The following is a 15,690-nucleotide window of genomic DNA, read 5'->3' as shown; positions in this document are numbered from 1 at the left end:
CCTCAATGTCCGCACTCGCCCACCGCCGCGTCCTGTTGAAACTCTCCGGCGAGGCCCTGATGGGAGACGAGGACTATGGCATCGATCCGAAGATGATCGGCCGCCTGGCGCGCGAAGTGATCGAAGCGCAGCAGGCCGGGGCCGAGGTCGCCCTGGTGATTGGCGGCGGCAACATCTTCCGCGGCGCGGGCCTGGCGGCCTCGGGCATGGAACGCGTCACCGGCGACCACATGGGCATGCTGGCCACGGTCATCAACGCGCTTGCCATGCAGGACGCGCTGGAGAAGCTCGGCGGCAAGGCGCGGGTGATGAGCGCGCTGAAGATCAACGACGTCTGCGAGGACTACATCCGCCGTCGTGCGATCCGCCATCTGGAGAAGGGCCGCCTGGTGATCTTCGCCGCCGGCACCGGCAACCCGTTCTTCACCACCGACTCGGGCGCGGCGCTGCGCGCGATCGAGATCGGCGCGGACCTGCTGCTGAAGGCGACCAAGGTCGACGGCGTATACGACAAGGACCCCAAGAAGCATCCCGACGCGGTCCGCTACGACACCCTGACCTACGACCAGGTCATCCAGCGCGATCTCCAGGTCATGGACACCGCGGCCTTCGCGTTGTGCCGCGACAGCGGCCTGCCGCTGCGCATCTTCGACATGAGCCAACCCGGCATGCTGCTGCGGATCCTGCAGGGCGAGCACATCGGCACCCTGGTCAGCGGCCGCGGCTGAGCCTGCGCCCCGGGCGGGGTCGGTACCGGCGGCGCCTGTGCTCGCCCCTACCTGTAGTGGCCTGTAATAGTGTCCCCGTCGCGGGCATGGGACGATCCCCCCATGCACGGACACCACCATCACCATGACGGCACGCGCGCCTTCGCCGCGGTCACCCTGATCAACCTGGCCTATACCGCGCTCGAGGCCGGCTATGGCTTCGCGATCAACTCGCTGGCGCTGCTCTCGGACGCACTGCACAACCTCGGCGACGTGCTGGGGCTGGGCCTGGCCTGGGGCGCGGCGGTGCTGGCCCGGCGAGCACCGACCGAGCGCCACACCTACGGGTGGCGCCGCGCCACCTTGCTGTCGCCACTCGCCAACTCCCTGTTGCTGGTCGCCTTTTCCGGGGCACTCGCCTGGGAAGCCGTGCGTCGCTTCACCCAGCCGCCCGAGATCCCCGCGACGACCGTGATCGTGGTCGCGGCGATCGGCATCGTCGTGAACCTGGGCGGAGCGTGGCTCGTCCGTGACGGGCACGACCACGACCTCAACCGGCGAGGCGCGTTCCTGCACCTGCTGGCGGACGCCGCGGTGTCGGTGGCCGCGGTCCTGGCCGGTCTGGGGATGGCATGGCAGGGCTGGGCCTGGCTGGACCCCGCCACTGCCCTGCTGATCGGCGCGGTCGTCGCCTTCAGCGCCTTCGGCCTGCTGCGGGAGAGCTTCAACGCCGCGATGGACGCGGTGCCCGCCGGCATCGACCAGGCCGAGGTCCAGCGATTCCTGCAGCAGCAACCCGGGGTCGGTGCGGTCCACCACCTGCACATCTGGTCGCTGGGCGCGGGCGAGATCGCGATGACCGCGCACCTGGTGCGACCGCCGGACGCCGACCACGATGGCTTCATCGACCGCCTCAACCGCGAGCTCGACGCGCGTTTCGGCATCAACCACCCGACGCTGCAGGTCGAGCATGGGCGCGAATGCGAACACGACCAGCATGTCCGGGCACCGCACGGGCACCCGGCCGACTGAACCCGGCGGCAGGTCGGGCGGGCGAGCTCGCGGCCTTCGGCCCCGCATCGCATATAATCCGGCGGTTACCGACACAGGACCGGAGCCGGCGATGCTCAACGAGATCAACCAAGACGCCAAGACCCGCATGAACAAGAGCGTGGAAGCGCTCCGGCAGGACCTCACCAAGGTGCGGACCGGCCGGGCCTCGACCGCGCTCGTCGACGGGCTCAAGGTCAACTATTACGGCTCGGACATGCCGCTGACCCAGGTGGCCAGCGTCGCCGTGACCGACGCCCGGTCGCTGACCATCACCCCGTGGGAGAAGCCCATGGTGGCCGCGGTGGAGAAGGCGATCATCAATTCCGACCTGGGCCTGACCCCCAACACCGCCGGCACCGTGATCCGCATCAACCTGCCGGCGCTGACCGAGGAGCGCCGCCGCGAGCTGTCCAAGGTGGTCCACGCCACCGGCGAGGACGCCAAGGTCGCCATCCGCAACATCCGCCGCGACGCCAACCACCAGATCAAGGAGCTCCTCAAGGAAAAGGAGATCACCGAGGACGACGTGCGCCGCGCCGAGGACGACATCCAGAAGCTCACCGACAGTGCCATCAAGGACGTCGATGAAGTGGTCAAGGCCAAGGAACAGGAACTGATGGCGGTTTGACGGCAACGTCCGTCGACAGCATGTCCCCCGAGCCCGCCAACGGCCCCGGCACCGGCATCCCGCGCCACCTGGCCGTCATCATGGACGGCAATGGCCGCTGGGCCGAGCGCCGGCGCCGGCCCCGCATGATCGGCCACCGCGCCGGCGCGCGCGCGGTCAACGTGTGCATCGATTTCTGCCTGGAGCGCGGCATCCAGGCCCTGACCCTGTTCGCGTTCTCCAGCGAGAACTGGGGGCGTCCGGAGGACGAGGTCGGCGCGCTCATGAAACTGTTCATGAACGCGCTCGAGCGCGAAGTCGAGGAACTGGACCGCCGCGGCGTCCGCGTACGCTTCATCGGCGAGCGCACCCGCTTCAGCGAGGCGATCCGCCAGCGCATGGACGAGGCCGAGGCGGTGACCGCGGGCAACGACCGGCTGCACCTGAGCATCGCCGCCAGCTACGGCGGGCGCTGGGACATCGCCCAGGCCGCGCGAGCGCTCGCCGAGGACGTGGCCGCCGGCCGATTGTCGCCGGACGCGATCGACGAGCATGCCCTGCATGCGCGCACCTGCCTGGCCGAACTGCCGCCGCCGGACCTGTTCATCCGCACCGGCGGCGACCTGCGCATCAGCAATTTCCTGCTCTGGCAGCTGGCCTACACCGAGTTGTGGTTCACCGAGGCATTGTGGCCCGAGCTCGACACCGCCACCCTGCAGTCCGCCCTGGACGACTACGCCCGCCGCCAGCGCCGTTTCGGCCTGACCGGCGCCCAGGTGGCCGCGCCCCGAACCGAGACCTCCGCATGACCCGTACCCGCCTGATCGCCGCCCTGGTGATGGCCCCGCTCGCCATCGCCGCCATCCTGCTGCTGCCGACCCCATGGTTCATGGCACTGGCCGCGGTGGTCTTCCTGGGGGGGCTCTGGGAGTGGTTCGACCTGGCGGACGTCAGCGACAACCTGGCCCGTGCCGTCCTGCTGGCCGCGAACCTGGCGCTGATGGTGGCGCTGGTCTGGGCCTCGCGCTCGGCAGCGGGTTTCAGCTTCGTCCTCCTGCAACTGGTCTCGGTGCTCGGCGTGGCCTGGTGGCTGCTCGCGCTGCTGTGGCTTGGGCGCTACGACTTCGCCAGCGACCCGGATTCCCATGCCCGGGCGATCAAGCTCGCCGCCGGCACCATGAGCCTGGTACCAGCCTGGTGCGCGCTGGCGTGGATCCACGGCGGCGCGGACCCCAACAGCCCTCGCTGGGTGTTCGTGGCCCTGGGCATCGTCTGGGCCGCCGACTCCGGGGCCTACTTCGCCGGCCGCACGCTCGGCAAGCACAAGCTGGCGCCCCGCATCAGCCCCAACAAGACCATCGAAGGGCTGGTCGGCGGCGTCCTCGCGGGCCTGGTCGCCGGCCTCGGCCTGAGCCTGTTCGCAGGCGCCAGCCTGGCACAGCTGCCATGGATCGCGCTGGCGATCGTGTTCGCCGTGCTGTTCTCGGTGGTCGGCGACCTGTTCGAGAGCCTGCTCAAGCGCCACGCCGGCGTGAAGGACTCCGGGCACCTGATCCCCGGACACGGCGGCATCCTCGATCGCCTCGACGGCGTCCTCGCCGCGCTGCCGGCCTTCGCCGTCGCCAAGGCCGTCCTCGGATTCTGAGCATGGCCCCGGCACGCGACATCGCCGTCCTTGGCGCGACGGGCTCGATCGGCACCTCGGCGCTCGATGTCATCGCCCGCCACCCCGGGCGGTTGAAGGTAGGCCTGCTGGCTGCCGGCAGCAACGTCGAAGCGCTGCTCGACCTGTGCCGGCGGCACCGCCCCCGTCACGCGGTGATCGCCGACGCGTCGGCGTTCCCGGCGCTGCGCGATGGCCTGCGCGAGGCCGGGCTCGAGACGACCGCCCACCCCGGCGACGCGCTCGACGCCCTGGTCGCGGGCGATGCCTGCGACACCGTGGTCGCCGCGATCGTCGGCGCCGCCGGACTGCCCTCCACCCTGGCCGCCGCCCGCGCCGGCAAGCGCCTGCTGCTGGCCAACAAGGAATCCCTGGTGCTCGCCGGCGCGTTGCTCATGGCCGCCGCCCGCGAAGGCGGCGCGACCATCGTGCCGATCGACAGCGAACACAACGCGATCTTCCAGTGCCTGCCGGACCGGCACGCGCACGCCGGCCTGCGACGCCTGGTACTGACCGCGTCCGGCGGGCCGTTCCGCGGCCGCAGCCGCGCCTCGCTCGCCGACGTGACGCCCGCCCAGGCGATCGCCCATCCCAAGTGGTCGATGGGCCCGAAGATCTCGGTCGACTCCGCGACCCTGATGAACAAGGGCCTGGAGGTCATCGAGGCGCACCACCTGTTCGCCGTCCCCGGCGAGCGGATCGACGTGCTGGTGCATCCGCAGAGCCTGGTCCACTCGCTGGTCGAGTTCGTCGACGGCTCCACCCTCGCCCAACTGGGCCTGCCCGACATGCGCACCGCGCTCGCCGTTGGCCTGGCGTGGCCTGAGCGGATTGCATCCGGCGTGGCCGGGCTCGACCTGCTGGCCGAGGGCGGCCGCCTGGAATTCGAGCCGCCCGACCTGGAGGCCTTCCCCTGCCTGCGCCTGGCCTTCGACGCCCTCGCCGCCGGCGGCACCGCCCCGGCCGTGCTCAACGCGGCCAACGAAATCGCGGTTTCAGCCTTTCTTCAGGGGCAGGTGGGTTTCCTGAGCATCCCCCGCCTGATCGAAGATGCCATGACGGCCCTGCCCCCGGCTCCAGCCCGCACGCTCGATGCACTGGCCGAGGCCGACGCCGCCGCGCGGCGCCATGCCACCGCCGCCCTGGCCCGTTTCGCATGAACGTCCCGTTCCGGACGCGACCGCGATCCCGGTTAGACTGGGAGCACGCCGCCCCCCTCCTGAGCACGCAGATGACGCCGCACGACACGGGTAGCCGCCATGGGTGAGTTCATCGGCTCGATCTGGTGGCTGATCGTCAGCCTCGGCGTACTCGTCACGATCCATGAATACGGGCACTTCTGGGTGGCCCGACGCTGCGGCGTGAAAGTGCTGCGCTTCTCGATCGGCTTCGGACGCCCGCTGTGGATGAAGCGCGGACGCGACGGCACCGAGTACGCCATCGCCGCATTGCCCCTGGGCGGGTACGTGAAGATGCTCGACGAGCGCGAAGGCGATGTGGCCGCCGAGCAGGTCGGCCAGGCCTTCAATCGCAAGTCGGTCTGGAAACGCATCGCGATCGTCGCCGCCGGTCCGGTTGCCAACCTGTTGCTGTGCGTGGCGCTGTTCTGGGGCATGTTCGTGATCGGGCGCCCGGACTTCGCGCCCGTGGTCGGCCAGGTGGGGCGCATCGCCCAGCAGGCCGGCCTGCGCGAGGGCGACACCGTGCGCGCGGTGGGCGACCGGGCCACGCCGACCTGGAGCGAGGTGCAGATGGCCTTGCTTCCGGCCGCACTGGACCGTGCCGACATCGACCTCCAGGTCGCCGGGACCGACGGTGCGGACCGTACCGTCCGCCTGCCCCTGAGCCGCCTTCCGGAACACTTCGACGAGCGCAACGCCATTGGGGTGATCGGATTGATGCCGCGCCATGCGCGGGTCCCCGCCATCGTGGGCCGGGTCGCCCCCGACACCGCGGCCTGGGGCGTGCTGGCCGAGGGTGACCGGATCACGGCGATCGACGGCGAACCGGTGCGGGACTGGCGAGACATCGGCCCCCTCGTGCAGGCCCTGGGCGAACACGGCGGACCGGCGATGATCGAGGTCGAACGCGATGGCGAGCGCCTGGCCCTGGAGATCGAACCCCGGCGAGCCGAGATGGAGACAGGCGAGGCCTACTGGGCACTGGGCGTGCAGTCGACCGGCCGCAGCGACCCCCAACACGATGCCCTGCTGCGCTACGGGCCCGTGCAGGCCGTGCCGGCGGCATTCACCGAGGCCACCCACCAGGCCCGGGAGCTGTTCGCGATGATCGGCCGCGCCTTCACCGGCCGCGTCTCGGTCGAGAACACCGTCGCCGGGCCGATCACCATCGCCCGCGCCACCAACGCCTTCGCCGGCCAGGGCGCGGCCTGGTACCTGTCGATCCTGGCGCTGCTGTCGCTCAGCCTGGGCATCCTGAACCTGCTGCCGATCCCGATCTTGGACGGCGGGCACCTGCTGTATTACCTTATCGAGTTGGTCAAGGGCAGCCCGGTGAGCGAGCGCGTCATGGCCGCCGGGCAATACGTCGGCCTTGCATTGATCGCCGGGCTGATGGGCCTGGCGTTCTACAACGACATCGTGAACAACCTGGTGCGCTGATGACGGCCACCGCCTTCGACCCCGTGGCGCCCGCAATGCCGGGCGTGCAGTGAATCCCAACCGGACGTGATGATGACGCGAACACCCAATCGCCGCCTGCTTGCCCTTGCCCTGACCACTGCCCTGTATCCCGCCGTGGTGCTTCCCGCAATGGCGCAGTCGGCCGGACAGGCCCTGCCCAGTCCGTTCTCGCCGGACTACGCCACGCCCGAAGCATCCCCCGCCCCCGCGGCAATGCCGGGCGCGACCGCCTTCCGCGTCAGCGACATCCGCGTCGATGGCCTGCAGCGCATCGCCGCCGGCACGGTGTTCACCTACCTGCCGGTCGAGCGCGGCGACACCCTCGACCAGGCCAAGGCCGGCGAGGCGATCCGCGCGCTGTACAAGACCGGCTTCTTCGAGGACATCAGCCTCTCGCGCCAGGGCGACATCCTCGTGGTCACCGTGCGCGAACGCCCGGCGATCAACAAGCTCGAACTCAAGGGCAACAAGGACATCGAGACCGAGCAGTTGATGGCCGGCCTCAATGACATCGGCCTGTCGGAGGGCAATACCTTCGACCGTCTGGCGCTGGACCGCGTCACCCAGGAACTGACCCGCCAGTACAACAACCGCGGCAAGTACAACGTCGAGATCACGCCCTCGGTGGCCACCCTCGACCGCAACCGCGTCGACCTGACCATCGACATCAAGGAAGGCAAGGCGGCGAAGATCCGCCACGTCAACCTGATCGGCAACGACAGCTTCGAGCAGAAGGACATCCTGGAGTCGTGGGAGTCGCGCGAGAGCAACTGGCTCAGCTGGTACCGCCGCGACGACCAGTATTCGCGCGAGAAATTCTCCGGCGACCTGGAGAAGCTCAACTCCTGGTACCTGGACCGCGGTTACGTCGACGTCAGCATCGACACGCCGCAGGTGGCGATCAGCGGCGACCGCCAGGACATGTTCATCACCGCCGGCCTCACCGAGGGCGAGAAGTACACGGTGTCCAGCGTCGAGGTCACCGGCGACACCGTCCTGCCGAAGGAGCAGATCGAGCGGATGGTGCTGGTGCAGCCCGAGCAGACCTTCTCGCGCCGCCTGCTCGAGGTCAGCTCCGACTCGATCACCGCCACCCTGGGCAACGTCGGCTACGCCTTCGCCCAGGTCAACACCATCCCGGACATCAATCGCGAAGAAAAGACCGTCGGCATCAACCTCCAGGTCGTGCCGGGCCCGCGCGTGAACGTGCGCCACGTGGTCTTCAAGGGCAACACCCGGACCGGCGACGAGGTCCTGCGCCGCGAGATGCGCCAGTTCGAGGGCGCCTGGTACTCGCAGGCGGCGATCGACCGTTCCAAGATCCGCCTCCAGGGCCTGGGCTTCTTCGAGACCGTCGACGTCGAGACGCAGCCCGTGCCCGGCAGCGACGACCAGGTCGACGTGGTCTACAACCTCAAGGAAACCACCTCCGGCAGCTTCGTGTTCGGCCTGGGCTACTCGCAGCTGGGCGGCCTGAGCGCGCAGGTGCAGCTGTCGCAGAACAACTTCCTGGGCACCGGCAACCGGATGACCGTGCAGGCGCAGCGCAGCGACTACTACAACCGCTACGACTTCTCCTACGTCAATCCCTACTTCACCGACAGCGGCGTCTCGCTGGGCTACAACCTGTGGTTCCGCGATTACGACTACGGCGAGTACAACACCGCGCAGTACAACAGCGAGAACGGCGCGGCGCAGGCGGTCTTCGGGATCCCGATCACGGAGACCGGCTCCATCACCGGCCTGTTCGGCATCGACAAGAACACCATCACCGCGTTCCGCGGCCAGACCCCCGAATCGATCGTCGACTACATCGACGCGATCGGCCAGCGCACCTTCCACGCCTGGCGCGGCGAGATCGGCTGGGCCCGCAACACGCTCAACAATGCCCTCACCCCGACCCGCGGCACCACCCAGCGCCTGTGGCTGGAAGCGACCCTGCCCGGCTCGACGGTCGAGTACTTCAAGATCAACTACAACATCTCCAAGTACTGGCCGGTCTCGCGCTGGCTGGTGCTCAACACCCGCGCCGAGCTGGGCTACGGCGACAGCTACCAGGACGCGGTGGTCCGCAACGTCTGTTTCACCGCAGGCACGTACATCGACAGCGATGGCGACGGCAGGCTGGACACCTTCGTGCCCGGTCCGGACCCGACCGAGCCCTGCGAGACCAACTCGCCCGACTACGTCGAAACCCTCACCGCCGACGGCCTGCCGTTCTTCGAGAACTTCTACGCCGGCGGCGTGCGCTCGGTCCGCGGCTTCCGCGACAACACCCTGGGCCCGCGCGAGACGCCGTTCGAGGGCAGCTCCTACGACCAGCCGGTGGGTGGTGCGTTCAAGACGGTGGGTTCGTTCGAGATGATCTTCCCGACGCTGTTCGACAGCCCGGGCGCGCGCGTCTCCTCCTTCGTCGACTTCGGCAACGTCTTCCGCGACGTCGACGCCTTCGACGCCGGCGAGTTGCGCGCGTCGGCGGGCGTCGCGCTGTTGTGGCGTTCGCCGATGGGGCCGATCTCGATCAGCTACGCCTACCCCTTCAAGAAGGAAGACGGCGACGAGATCGAGCGCCTGCAGTTCACCTTCGGCGGCGCGTTCTGACGCCGTCCGACACGACACCGGAGCCTTGGCGGGCATGAGTGCGACCTCGCATACGGCGAACGAGCTGGCCGAGCGCTTCGGGCTCCGGGTCCATGGTCGTGCCGACGCCCGCATCGCGGGGGTCGGCACCCTCGCCTCGGCCGGGCCGGACCAGCTGGCCTTCCTCGCCAACCCGCGCTATCGCGGCCAACTGGCCACGACCCGCGCGGGTCTGGTGGTCATGCGCGAGTCCGACGCCGAGGGCTTCGAGGGCGATGCGCTGGTCGCCCGCGACCCGTATTCGGCGTTCGCGCGGATCGCCGCGCTGTTCGCCCCGCGCCCGGAGCGGGCGCCCGGCATCCATCCCTCCGCGTCGATCGATCCCGGCGCATGGGTGGCGGACGATGCGCATGTCGGCGCGTTCGTCAGCATTGGCGCGCGCAGCCGCGTCGAAGCCGGTGCCTCGATCGGCCCGGGCTGCGTGATCGGCGAGGACTGCGTCGTCGGCGCCGGCAGCGAGCTGGTCGCGCGCGTCACCCTGGTCACCCGCGTCCGCCTGGGCGAGCGCGTGCGCGTGCACCCCGGCGCGGTGCTCGGCGCCGACGGCTTCGGCCTTGCGATGGACGAGGGCCGCTGGCTCAACGTGCCGCAGCTGGGCGGGGTCGTGGTCGGCGATGACTGCGAGATCGGCGCCAACACCTGCATCGACCGCGGCGCCATCGAGGACACTGTCCTGGGCGAGGATGTCCGCCTCGACAACCAGATACAGGTCGGCCACAACGTCGTGGTCGGCGCCCATACGGCGATGGCCGGTTGCGTGGCCGTGGCGGGGAGCGCGCGGATCGGACGCTACTGCCTGATCGGCGGGGGGGCCGGGATCGTGGGGCACATCGAGATCTGCGACCGCGTCGTGGTGACCGCCATGAGCCTGGTCACGGCCTCGATACGCGAACCGGGCGAGTATTCATCCGGCACCCCGTTGATGGACAATCGGAGCTGGCGCAAGAATGCCGCCCGCTTCAAGCAACTCGATGCGCTCGCCCGCCGCGTCCCGCGCGCGGAGTCCTGACGCACCCACCGGCATGCACCGTCCCCCGGGACGGCATGGCGGGCCTCACCCTGCAAGGAAACATCGATGAGTTCGACCGTACAACTGCCGATCGACGTCACCGCCATCCAGGCGCTGATCCCGCACCGCTACCCCTTCCTGCTGGTCGACCGGGTGACGGAGCTGGATCCGCACAAGCGCGTGCTCGCCTACAAGAACGTGACCATCAACGAGCACTTCTTCAACGGGCATTTCCCCAACCACCCGGTCATGCCGGGCGTGCTGGTGATCGAGGCCCTGGCCCAGGCCGGCGGGTTGCTGACCCAGCTGTCCAACAACGGCAACACCGACGGCAAGCTGTTCTACCTGGTCAAGATCGACAACGCGAAGTTCTCCCGCATGGTCGTGCCGGGCGACCGGCTGGAACTGGAAGTGACGCTGAAGCGGACCATCCGCAACATGGCCCTGTACTGTGGCGTCGCACGCGTCGACGGCGAGCAGGCCGCCTGCGCCGACATCCTCTGCGCCGAGGTCAAGTCCTGAGCATGGACGCCGTGATCCACCCCACCGCCGTCGTCGAAGCCGGCGCCCGCCTGGGCAAGGGGGTGCGGATCGGCGCGTTCTGCCACATCGGCGACGACGTGGTGGTCGGCGACGGCTGCGAGTTCGGACCGCACTGCTCGGTCGCGGGTCCGACGACGATCGGCACCGACAACCGTTTCATCGGGCATTGCGCGATCGGCGGCGAGCCGCAGGACAAGAAGTTCGCCGGCGAGCGCGTCGAGCTGGTCATCGGCGACCGCAACACGTTCCGCGAGTTCGTCACGATTAATCGCGGCACGGGCACCGGTGGCGGCATCACCCGCGTGGGCAACGACAACTGGCTGCTCGCCTATACCCACGTCGCCCACGACTGCACCGTCGGCGACCACTGTGTGTTCTCCAACAATGCCACCCTCGCCGGCCACGTCAGCGTCGGCGACCACGTGATCCTCAGCGGCTTCGCTGGCGTCCACCAGTTCTGCCGGATCGGCGCGCACGCGTTCATCGGCATGGGTGCCTTCGTCAACGGCGACGTGCCTCCGTTCGTGATGGTCGCCCAGGACGGGTACGGCCGGCCTCGCGGCATCAACAGCGAGGGCCTGAAGCGCCGCGGTTTCGACAGCGGGCGCATCAGCGCGATCAAGCGTGCCTACCGGGCGCTGTACGTCGCCGGCGGGTCGCTGGACGATGCACGCGCGAAGCTGCTTGAGATGGCCGGCGAGAGCGAGGATGTGCGGGCACTGCTCGACTTCATCGACAGCGGCGAGCGGCCGCTGCTGCGCTGACCCCCGCCCGCCCCGGCGCCTGCGACGCCAGGCGCGATCGGGCACACTGGCACCTTCCTTCGTTGGCCGCCTTGCCTTGAACGCACCGACTGGACAATCCGCCGACCACCGACCGGTGCGCTTCGCCCTGGTGGCCGGCGAGGCTTCCGGCGACCTGCTCGGTGCCGGCCTAGTGGACGCACTTCGCGAACGGTTCCCGCACGCCGAGTTCGCAGGCATCGGGGGGCCGCGGATGCGCGCGGCGGGCCTGGATGCCTGGCACGACTCCGACGAACTGGCCGTGATGGGCCTGGCCGAAGTGCTGCGCCACCTGCCACGCTTGCTGGCCCTGCGGCGCGCGTTGCGGCGGCGCCTGCTCGACTGGCGCCCGGACGTGTACGTCGGCATCGACGCGCCGGACTTCAACCTCCCGGTCGAGCGCTGGCTGAAACAGCGGCGCGCCCGCGACGGCAAGCTGCGCACCGTCCACTACGTCAGTCCTTCGGTGTGGGCCTGGCGCGAGGGACGGGCCGCCAGGATCGGCCAATCCGCCGACCGCGTGCTGTGCCTGTTCCCGATGGAGCCGCCGATCTACGCGCGCCATGGCGTCGACGCGCGCTTCGTCGGCCACCCGCTCGCCGACGAGATGCCACTGGAGCCCGACCGCGACGCCGCGCGTGAGCGACTCGGGCTGGCAAACGATCGTCCGGCGCTGGCCGTCCTGCCGGGCTCGCGCCTGGGCGAGATCGCGAGGCTGGGCCCGACCTTCATCGAAGCGGCACGCGCGGTGACGGACGCCGTCGCCGGGCTGCAGGTGATCGTACCGGCGGCGAACGCGGCCTGCCGCGCCGCACTCGAACCCATGCTCGCCGGCTTTCCGGCGGCACGCCTGATCGATGGCCAGGCGCGCCGGGCCATGATCGCCAGTGATGCGGTCCTGCTGGCGTCCGGGACCGCCACCCTCGAGGCGCTCCTGGCGAAGCGGCCGATGGTGGTGGGCTACAAGGTGGCGCCACTGACCTATCGCATCGTGAAGGGGCTGGGCCTGCTCAAGGTCGACCACTACGCCTTGCCGAACGTCCTTGCCGGCGAGGCGGTCGTGCCGGAGCTCATGCAGGACGACTGCACCGTCGAAGCGCTTTCGGCGGCGACCGTGCTCGCCTTGCGCGAAGGGGCCGCGAACGAGGGGCTCTCGCAGCGCTTCCGCGAGATCCACGAGACGCTTCGCCGCGACGCGTCCCGCGAGGCGGCAGCCGCGATCGCCGAACTGGTGCATGCCGCGCCGGACGCAGCCAGGCCATGAGGCAGGGCGGCGACCTGTTCGCGGTGGTCGGCGACGCACGCCATGTCGCCGGCGTCGACGAGGCCGGCCGCGGGCCGTTGGCTGGCCCGGTCGCGGTGGCGGCGGTGATCCTCGACCCAGCCCGTCCGATCGAAGGGCTCGACGATTCCAAGAAGCTGAGCGAGAAGCGCCGCGTCGCCCTGTTCCCGCTGATCCAGTCGCGTGCCCTGGCCTGGCACGTCGAGCTCGTCGATGCCAGCGAGATCGACCGCATCAACATCCTGCAGGCCACCTTGCAGGGGATGGCCCGGGCGGTCGCGGCCCTGCGGCCTTGCGCGGGCCTCGCCCGGATCGACGGCAACAAGGTACCGCCGGGGCTGCCCTGCCCGGGGGAAGCCCTGGTCGGCGGCGATGCCCTGGACCCCGCGATCATGGCCGCGTCCATCCTCGCCAAGGTCGCGCGCGATCGCTGGATGCTGGAGCTGCACGCGCGCTTCCCGCAGTACGGCTTCGATGCCCACAAGGGCTATCCCACCCCGGACCACCTGGCCGCGCTTGCGCTGCACGGCCCCTGCGCGGCGCACCGGCGCAGCTTCGCACCGGTACACCGCGCACTTCAGGCCCTGGCCCCGGCCTGAGGCTCAGCGATCGATGATGATGACCGGGTCCAGGGTCCGGCCGTTGGCATGGATGTCGTACTTGTAGCTCCCCGGGGCACCGTCGGCGAGCAGTTCGACGACCCGCTGGCTGCCGCGCGCGACCGAGGGCAGCCGCCCGGCGGCACGAGCGCCCGGCGGGGGGCCGCTGAACTCGATCGAGAAGGTCCGGGCCTCGCCCGGGGGCGTCCTGAACACGATCCGCGTGCCGCTCGCCACCTTGCAGGTGTCGGGACTGGCCGATGGCATGCCGTCGGGCGCGTAGGCGACGTCGACATGGACGACGCCGCCCTGGGCGAGGGAGGCCTGGCAGGCAGGCCCGTCGGGATCGGTGCCGGTACCACGAAAGACCGGTTGGCACGCGGCGAACGACAGCAGGACGGGCACGACCAGCAGCCCGGATGGCGACATGTGCATGGGACCTCCTCATCTGTGCCCACGACGGGGCGGGTCGAACGGCTCAGGAGCCTCCCTGCGATGCCACTTCCGATCCCCCTGACAACGACTTCAGCACCGGCGAGGCCCGGATCCTGCTTTCGGCCACCTCCAGCGCGCGCGCGTCGGCCAGCGCCGCCCGCGCGAGGTCGACCTCGCCCAGGCGCGCGTGGACCTGGGCCGACAGGAAGGCCACCTCCGACTGCGCGGTGCCCGCGGCGCGCGCCCGGTCCAGCCAATCACGGGCGGCAGCCGCCTCGCCCAGGTTGGCGCGGTACCAGGCCAGCCAGGCCATGGCTTCGGCATCGCCGGACTTGATCGCGACGTAGCGCTCGGCCATGTCCGCGGCGCGGGCGTAGGTACTGCGCGCATTGCCCGCCGCCCCGGGGATCGCGGCCAGCGCGTCGGCGGTGTTGCCCACCGGCCGGTAGTCGCCGGGACTCATCGCGGCGGCGCGCGCGTAGAGCTCGGCTGCGCGCGGATAGTCGCCCTGCTCGAAGCGCAGCGTGCCCAGGTTGCTGAGCGCGCCGAAGCCGGGCTTGATCGACAGCGAGCGCTCGAAGGCCGCTTCCGCGTCCGACCGCTGCCCATCGGCGAGATACAGGCCGCCGAGGCTGCTCCACAGGCCGGCATCGTCGGGCTCCAGGGTCGTGGCGACGCGGTAGGACTCGATCGCCTCGGCGACGCGGTCGTCCAGGTAGTGCTGGTAGCCGATCTCGCGATGGACCACCGCATCGCCCGGCCGCAATTGGCGGGCGCGGTCGAAGTAGTCCAGCGCCAGGGCGTCGTGGCCCTGCTCGCCCTCGATCCGGCCCAGCCCGATGTAAGCCGCCGGCCGCAGGGACACGTCCTGCAGCGCCTGGGTATACGACTCGCGCGCCGCGTCGAGTTCATTGCGCGCGCGATGCAGGTCGCCCATTGCCAGGTGCACTTCGCCCAGCCGTGGGTCCAGGCGCGCGGCCTGCAGGCAAGCGGCCTGGGCGCGCGCGTAGATCCCGGCGTCGCGGGTCAGCTCGAATGCGCGGATCCGCGCCCGGCAGATGCCGGCCTGGGCGCGGGCGAACGCGGGGTCCTGCTGCAGGGCCTGTTCGAAGTGGCCGACGGCCTCGGCCAGCTGTTCGGTGGAGGCCGTGCCCTGCAGCAGTTGCAGGCCCTTGAGGTAGGGCTCGTAGGCCGAAAGCCTCGAAGTCGGGTGCAGGCGCCGGGCCAGTGCCGGTGGATCGGGCGGCAGCACGCCCATCAGCGCCTCGACCACCTTGCTGGCGATCTCGGCCTGGGTGCTGAAGATGTCGCTGTTCTGGCGGTCGTAGGTCTGGCTCCAGAGCACGAAGCCGCTTCGCGTGTCGGTGAGGCGGGCGCTGATGCGCACGCGCGGCCCCTCGCGCCGGACACTGGCGTCGAGCACGTGGGCGACGCCGAGTCGCTTGCCGAGCTCGCGGGGGTCGCCGGGGGTGTCGTCGTCGCGGCCCGGGACCAGCGCGGCCACCTTCAGGCCCGGCACGCCCGCCAGCGCGCCGTGCATCTCGACCGCAAGGCCCTCGGCGAAGTAGCGGTCGCCGCGATCGGCGCTGAGGCTGCGGAAGGGCATCACCGCGACCGAGGCCTCGCCCACGGGCGGCCGCGGGTCGGACAGGCCGCGCGTCAGCATCAGTGCCACCACGACCAGCACCCCCGCTGCGGCGAGCATGCCCAGTGCGAGCCGGCCTCGGG

At 70.3% G+C, this 15,690-nt stretch carries 15 protein-coding genes; 13 read left to right on the top strand and 2 right to left on the bottom strand.

The window, feature by feature from the left end:
* Positions 1-5 precede the first annotated feature (5 nt).
* The 13 genes from pyrH to rnhB all read left to right on the top strand — a co-directional run bounded on the left by pyrH (position 6) and on the right by rnhB (position 13,527).
* Entirely contained in the window at positions 6-728 is a 723-nt protein-coding gene (gene pyrH, locus FKV25_RS02250) for a UMP kinase (protein ID WP_141517170.1), read from the top strand.
* 102 nt (positions 729-830) lie between these two features.
* A complete protein-coding gene (locus tag FKV25_RS02245) occupies positions 831-1,739 on the top strand; it encodes a cation diffusion facilitator family transporter (protein WP_141517169.1) in 909 nt (302 codons plus the stop codon).
* A 91-nt stretch (positions 1,740-1,830) separates the two neighbouring features.
* The gene (gene frr / locus FKV25_RS02240) at positions 1,831-2,388 is read left to right on the top strand and encodes a ribosome recycling factor (protein WP_141517168.1); all 558 of its coding nucleotides are present in this window, start codon (positions 1,831-1,833) and stop codon (positions 2,386-2,388) included.
* 20 nt (positions 2,389-2,408) lie between these two features.
* Positions 2,409-3,176, top strand: coding sequence for a polyprenyl diphosphate synthase (uppS, locus tag FKV25_RS02235; protein ID WP_141517167.1), 768 nt, complete (start codon positions 2,409-2,411; stop codon positions 3,174-3,176).
* Complete coding sequence (locus FKV25_RS02230) at positions 3,173-4,012, top strand: phosphatidate cytidylyltransferase (RefSeq protein ID WP_141517166.1); 840 nt, start codon at positions 3,173-3,175, stop codon at positions 4,010-4,012. The genes uppS and FKV25_RS02230 overlap by 4 nt, the downstream gene beginning before the upstream one ends.
* Positions 4,013-4,014: 2 nt before the next feature.
* The gene (locus tag FKV25_RS02225; RefSeq protein ID WP_170218476.1) at positions 4,015-5,190 is read left to right on the top strand and encodes a 1-deoxy-D-xylulose-5-phosphate reductoisomerase; all 1,176 of its coding nucleotides are present in this window, start codon (positions 4,015-4,017) and stop codon (positions 5,188-5,190) included.
* Positions 5,191-5,289: 99 nt separating this feature from the next.
* Entirely contained in the window at positions 5,290-6,651 is a 1,362-nt protein-coding gene (rseP, locus tag FKV25_RS02220) for an RIP metalloprotease RseP (protein ID WP_141517165.1), read from the top strand.
* 72 nt (positions 6,652-6,723) lie between these two features.
* Positions 6,724-9,273, top strand: a complete 2,550-nt coding sequence (gene bamA / locus FKV25_RS02215; protein ID WP_141517164.1) for an outer membrane protein assembly factor BamA — start codon at positions 6,724-6,726, stop codon at positions 9,271-9,273.
* A 34-nt stretch (positions 9,274-9,307) separates the two neighbouring features.
* Complete coding sequence (gene lpxD, locus FKV25_RS02210; RefSeq protein ID WP_141517163.1) at positions 9,308-10,321, top strand: UDP-3-O-(3-hydroxymyristoyl)glucosamine N-acyltransferase; 1,014 nt, start codon at positions 9,308-9,310, stop codon at positions 10,319-10,321.
* A 66-nt stretch (positions 10,322-10,387) separates the two neighbouring features.
* A complete protein-coding gene (gene fabZ, locus FKV25_RS02205; RefSeq protein ID WP_141517162.1) occupies positions 10,388-10,843 on the top strand; it encodes a 3-hydroxyacyl-ACP dehydratase FabZ in 456 nt (151 codons plus the stop codon).
* Positions 10,844-10,845: 2 nt separating this feature from the next.
* Positions 10,846-11,628, top strand: a complete 783-nt coding sequence (gene lpxA / locus FKV25_RS02200; RefSeq protein WP_141517161.1) for an acyl-ACP--UDP-N-acetylglucosamine O-acyltransferase — start codon at positions 10,846-10,848, stop codon at positions 11,626-11,628.
* 76 nt (positions 11,629-11,704) lie between these two features.
* Complete coding sequence (lpxB, locus tag FKV25_RS02195; RefSeq protein ID WP_246071847.1) at positions 11,705-12,910, top strand: lipid-A-disaccharide synthase; 1,206 nt, start codon at positions 11,705-11,707, stop codon at positions 12,908-12,910.
* A complete protein-coding gene (rnhB, locus tag FKV25_RS02190; protein ID WP_141517159.1) occupies positions 12,907-13,527 on the top strand; it encodes a ribonuclease HII in 621 nt (206 codons plus the stop codon). Before lpxB ends, rnhB begins: the two co-directional genes overlap by 4 nt.
* Before the next feature lie 3 nt (positions 13,528-13,530).
* On the opposite strand, the gene FKV25_RS02185 is transcribed toward rnhB, so the two are convergent.
* Both FKV25_RS02185 and FKV25_RS02180 read right to left on the bottom strand, forming a co-directional pair.
* On the bottom strand, positions 13,531-13,962 hold the full coding sequence (locus tag FKV25_RS02185; RefSeq protein WP_141517158.1) for a hypothetical protein: 432 nt from the start codon (positions 13,960-13,962) through the stop codon (positions 13,531-13,533).
* A 43-nt stretch (positions 13,963-14,005) separates the two neighbouring features.
* On the bottom strand, positions 14,006-15,690 hold a 1,685-nt coding region (locus FKV25_RS02180; RefSeq protein ID WP_211345344.1), incomplete at its 5' end, for a tetratricopeptide repeat protein.

This window comes from Marilutibacter aestuarii (assembly GCF_006546775.1).
GTDB classification, from domain to species: Bacteria; Pseudomonadota; Gammaproteobacteria; order Xanthomonadales; family Xanthomonadaceae; genus Marilutibacter; species Marilutibacter aestuarii.
The sequence above is the reverse complement of the archived record's forward strand: the minus strand, read 5'-3'. Positions and strand labels throughout refer to the sequence as shown.

Bases quoted from the DNA above. Each gene is read 5' to 3' on its own strand.
- pyrH (WP_141517170.1), top strand. From the start codon at position 6: ATGTCCGCACTCGCCCACCGCCGCGTCCTGTTGAAACTCTCCGGCGAG.
- FKV25_RS02245 (WP_141517169.1), top strand. From the start codon at position 831: ATGCACGGACACCACCATCACCATGACGGCACGCGCGCCTTCGCCGCG.
- frr (WP_141517168.1), top strand. From the start codon at position 1,831: ATGCTCAACGAGATCAACCAAGACGCCAAGACCCGCATGAACAAGAGC.
- uppS (WP_141517167.1), top strand. From the start codon at position 2,409: ATGTCCCCCGAGCCCGCCAACGGCCCCGGCACCGGCATCCCGCGCCAC.
- FKV25_RS02230 (WP_141517166.1), top strand. From the start codon at position 3,173: ATGACCCGTACCCGCCTGATCGCCGCCCTGGTGATGGCCCCGCTCGCC.
- FKV25_RS02225 (WP_170218476.1), top strand. From the start codon at position 4,015: ATGGCCCCGGCACGCGACATCGCCGTCCTTGGCGCGACGGGCTCGATC.
- rseP (WP_141517165.1), top strand. From the start codon at position 5,290: ATGGGTGAGTTCATCGGCTCGATCTGGTGGCTGATCGTCAGCCTCGGC.
- bamA (WP_141517164.1), top strand. From the start codon at position 6,724: ATGACGCGAACACCCAATCGCCGCCTGCTTGCCCTTGCCCTGACCACT.
- lpxD (WP_141517163.1), top strand. From the start codon at position 9,308: ATGAGTGCGACCTCGCATACGGCGAACGAGCTGGCCGAGCGCTTCGGG.
- fabZ (WP_141517162.1), top strand. From the start codon at position 10,388: ATGAGTTCGACCGTACAACTGCCGATCGACGTCACCGCCATCCAGGCG.
- lpxA (WP_141517161.1), top strand. From the start codon at position 10,846: ATGGACGCCGTGATCCACCCCACCGCCGTCGTCGAAGCCGGCGCCCGC.
- rnhB (WP_141517159.1), top strand. From the start codon at position 12,907: ATGAGGCAGGGCGGCGACCTGTTCGCGGTGGTCGGCGACGCACGCCAT.
- FKV25_RS02185 (WP_141517158.1), bottom strand. From the start codon at position 13,962: ATGCACATGTCGCCATCCGGGCTGCTGGTCGTGCCCGTCCTGCTGTCG.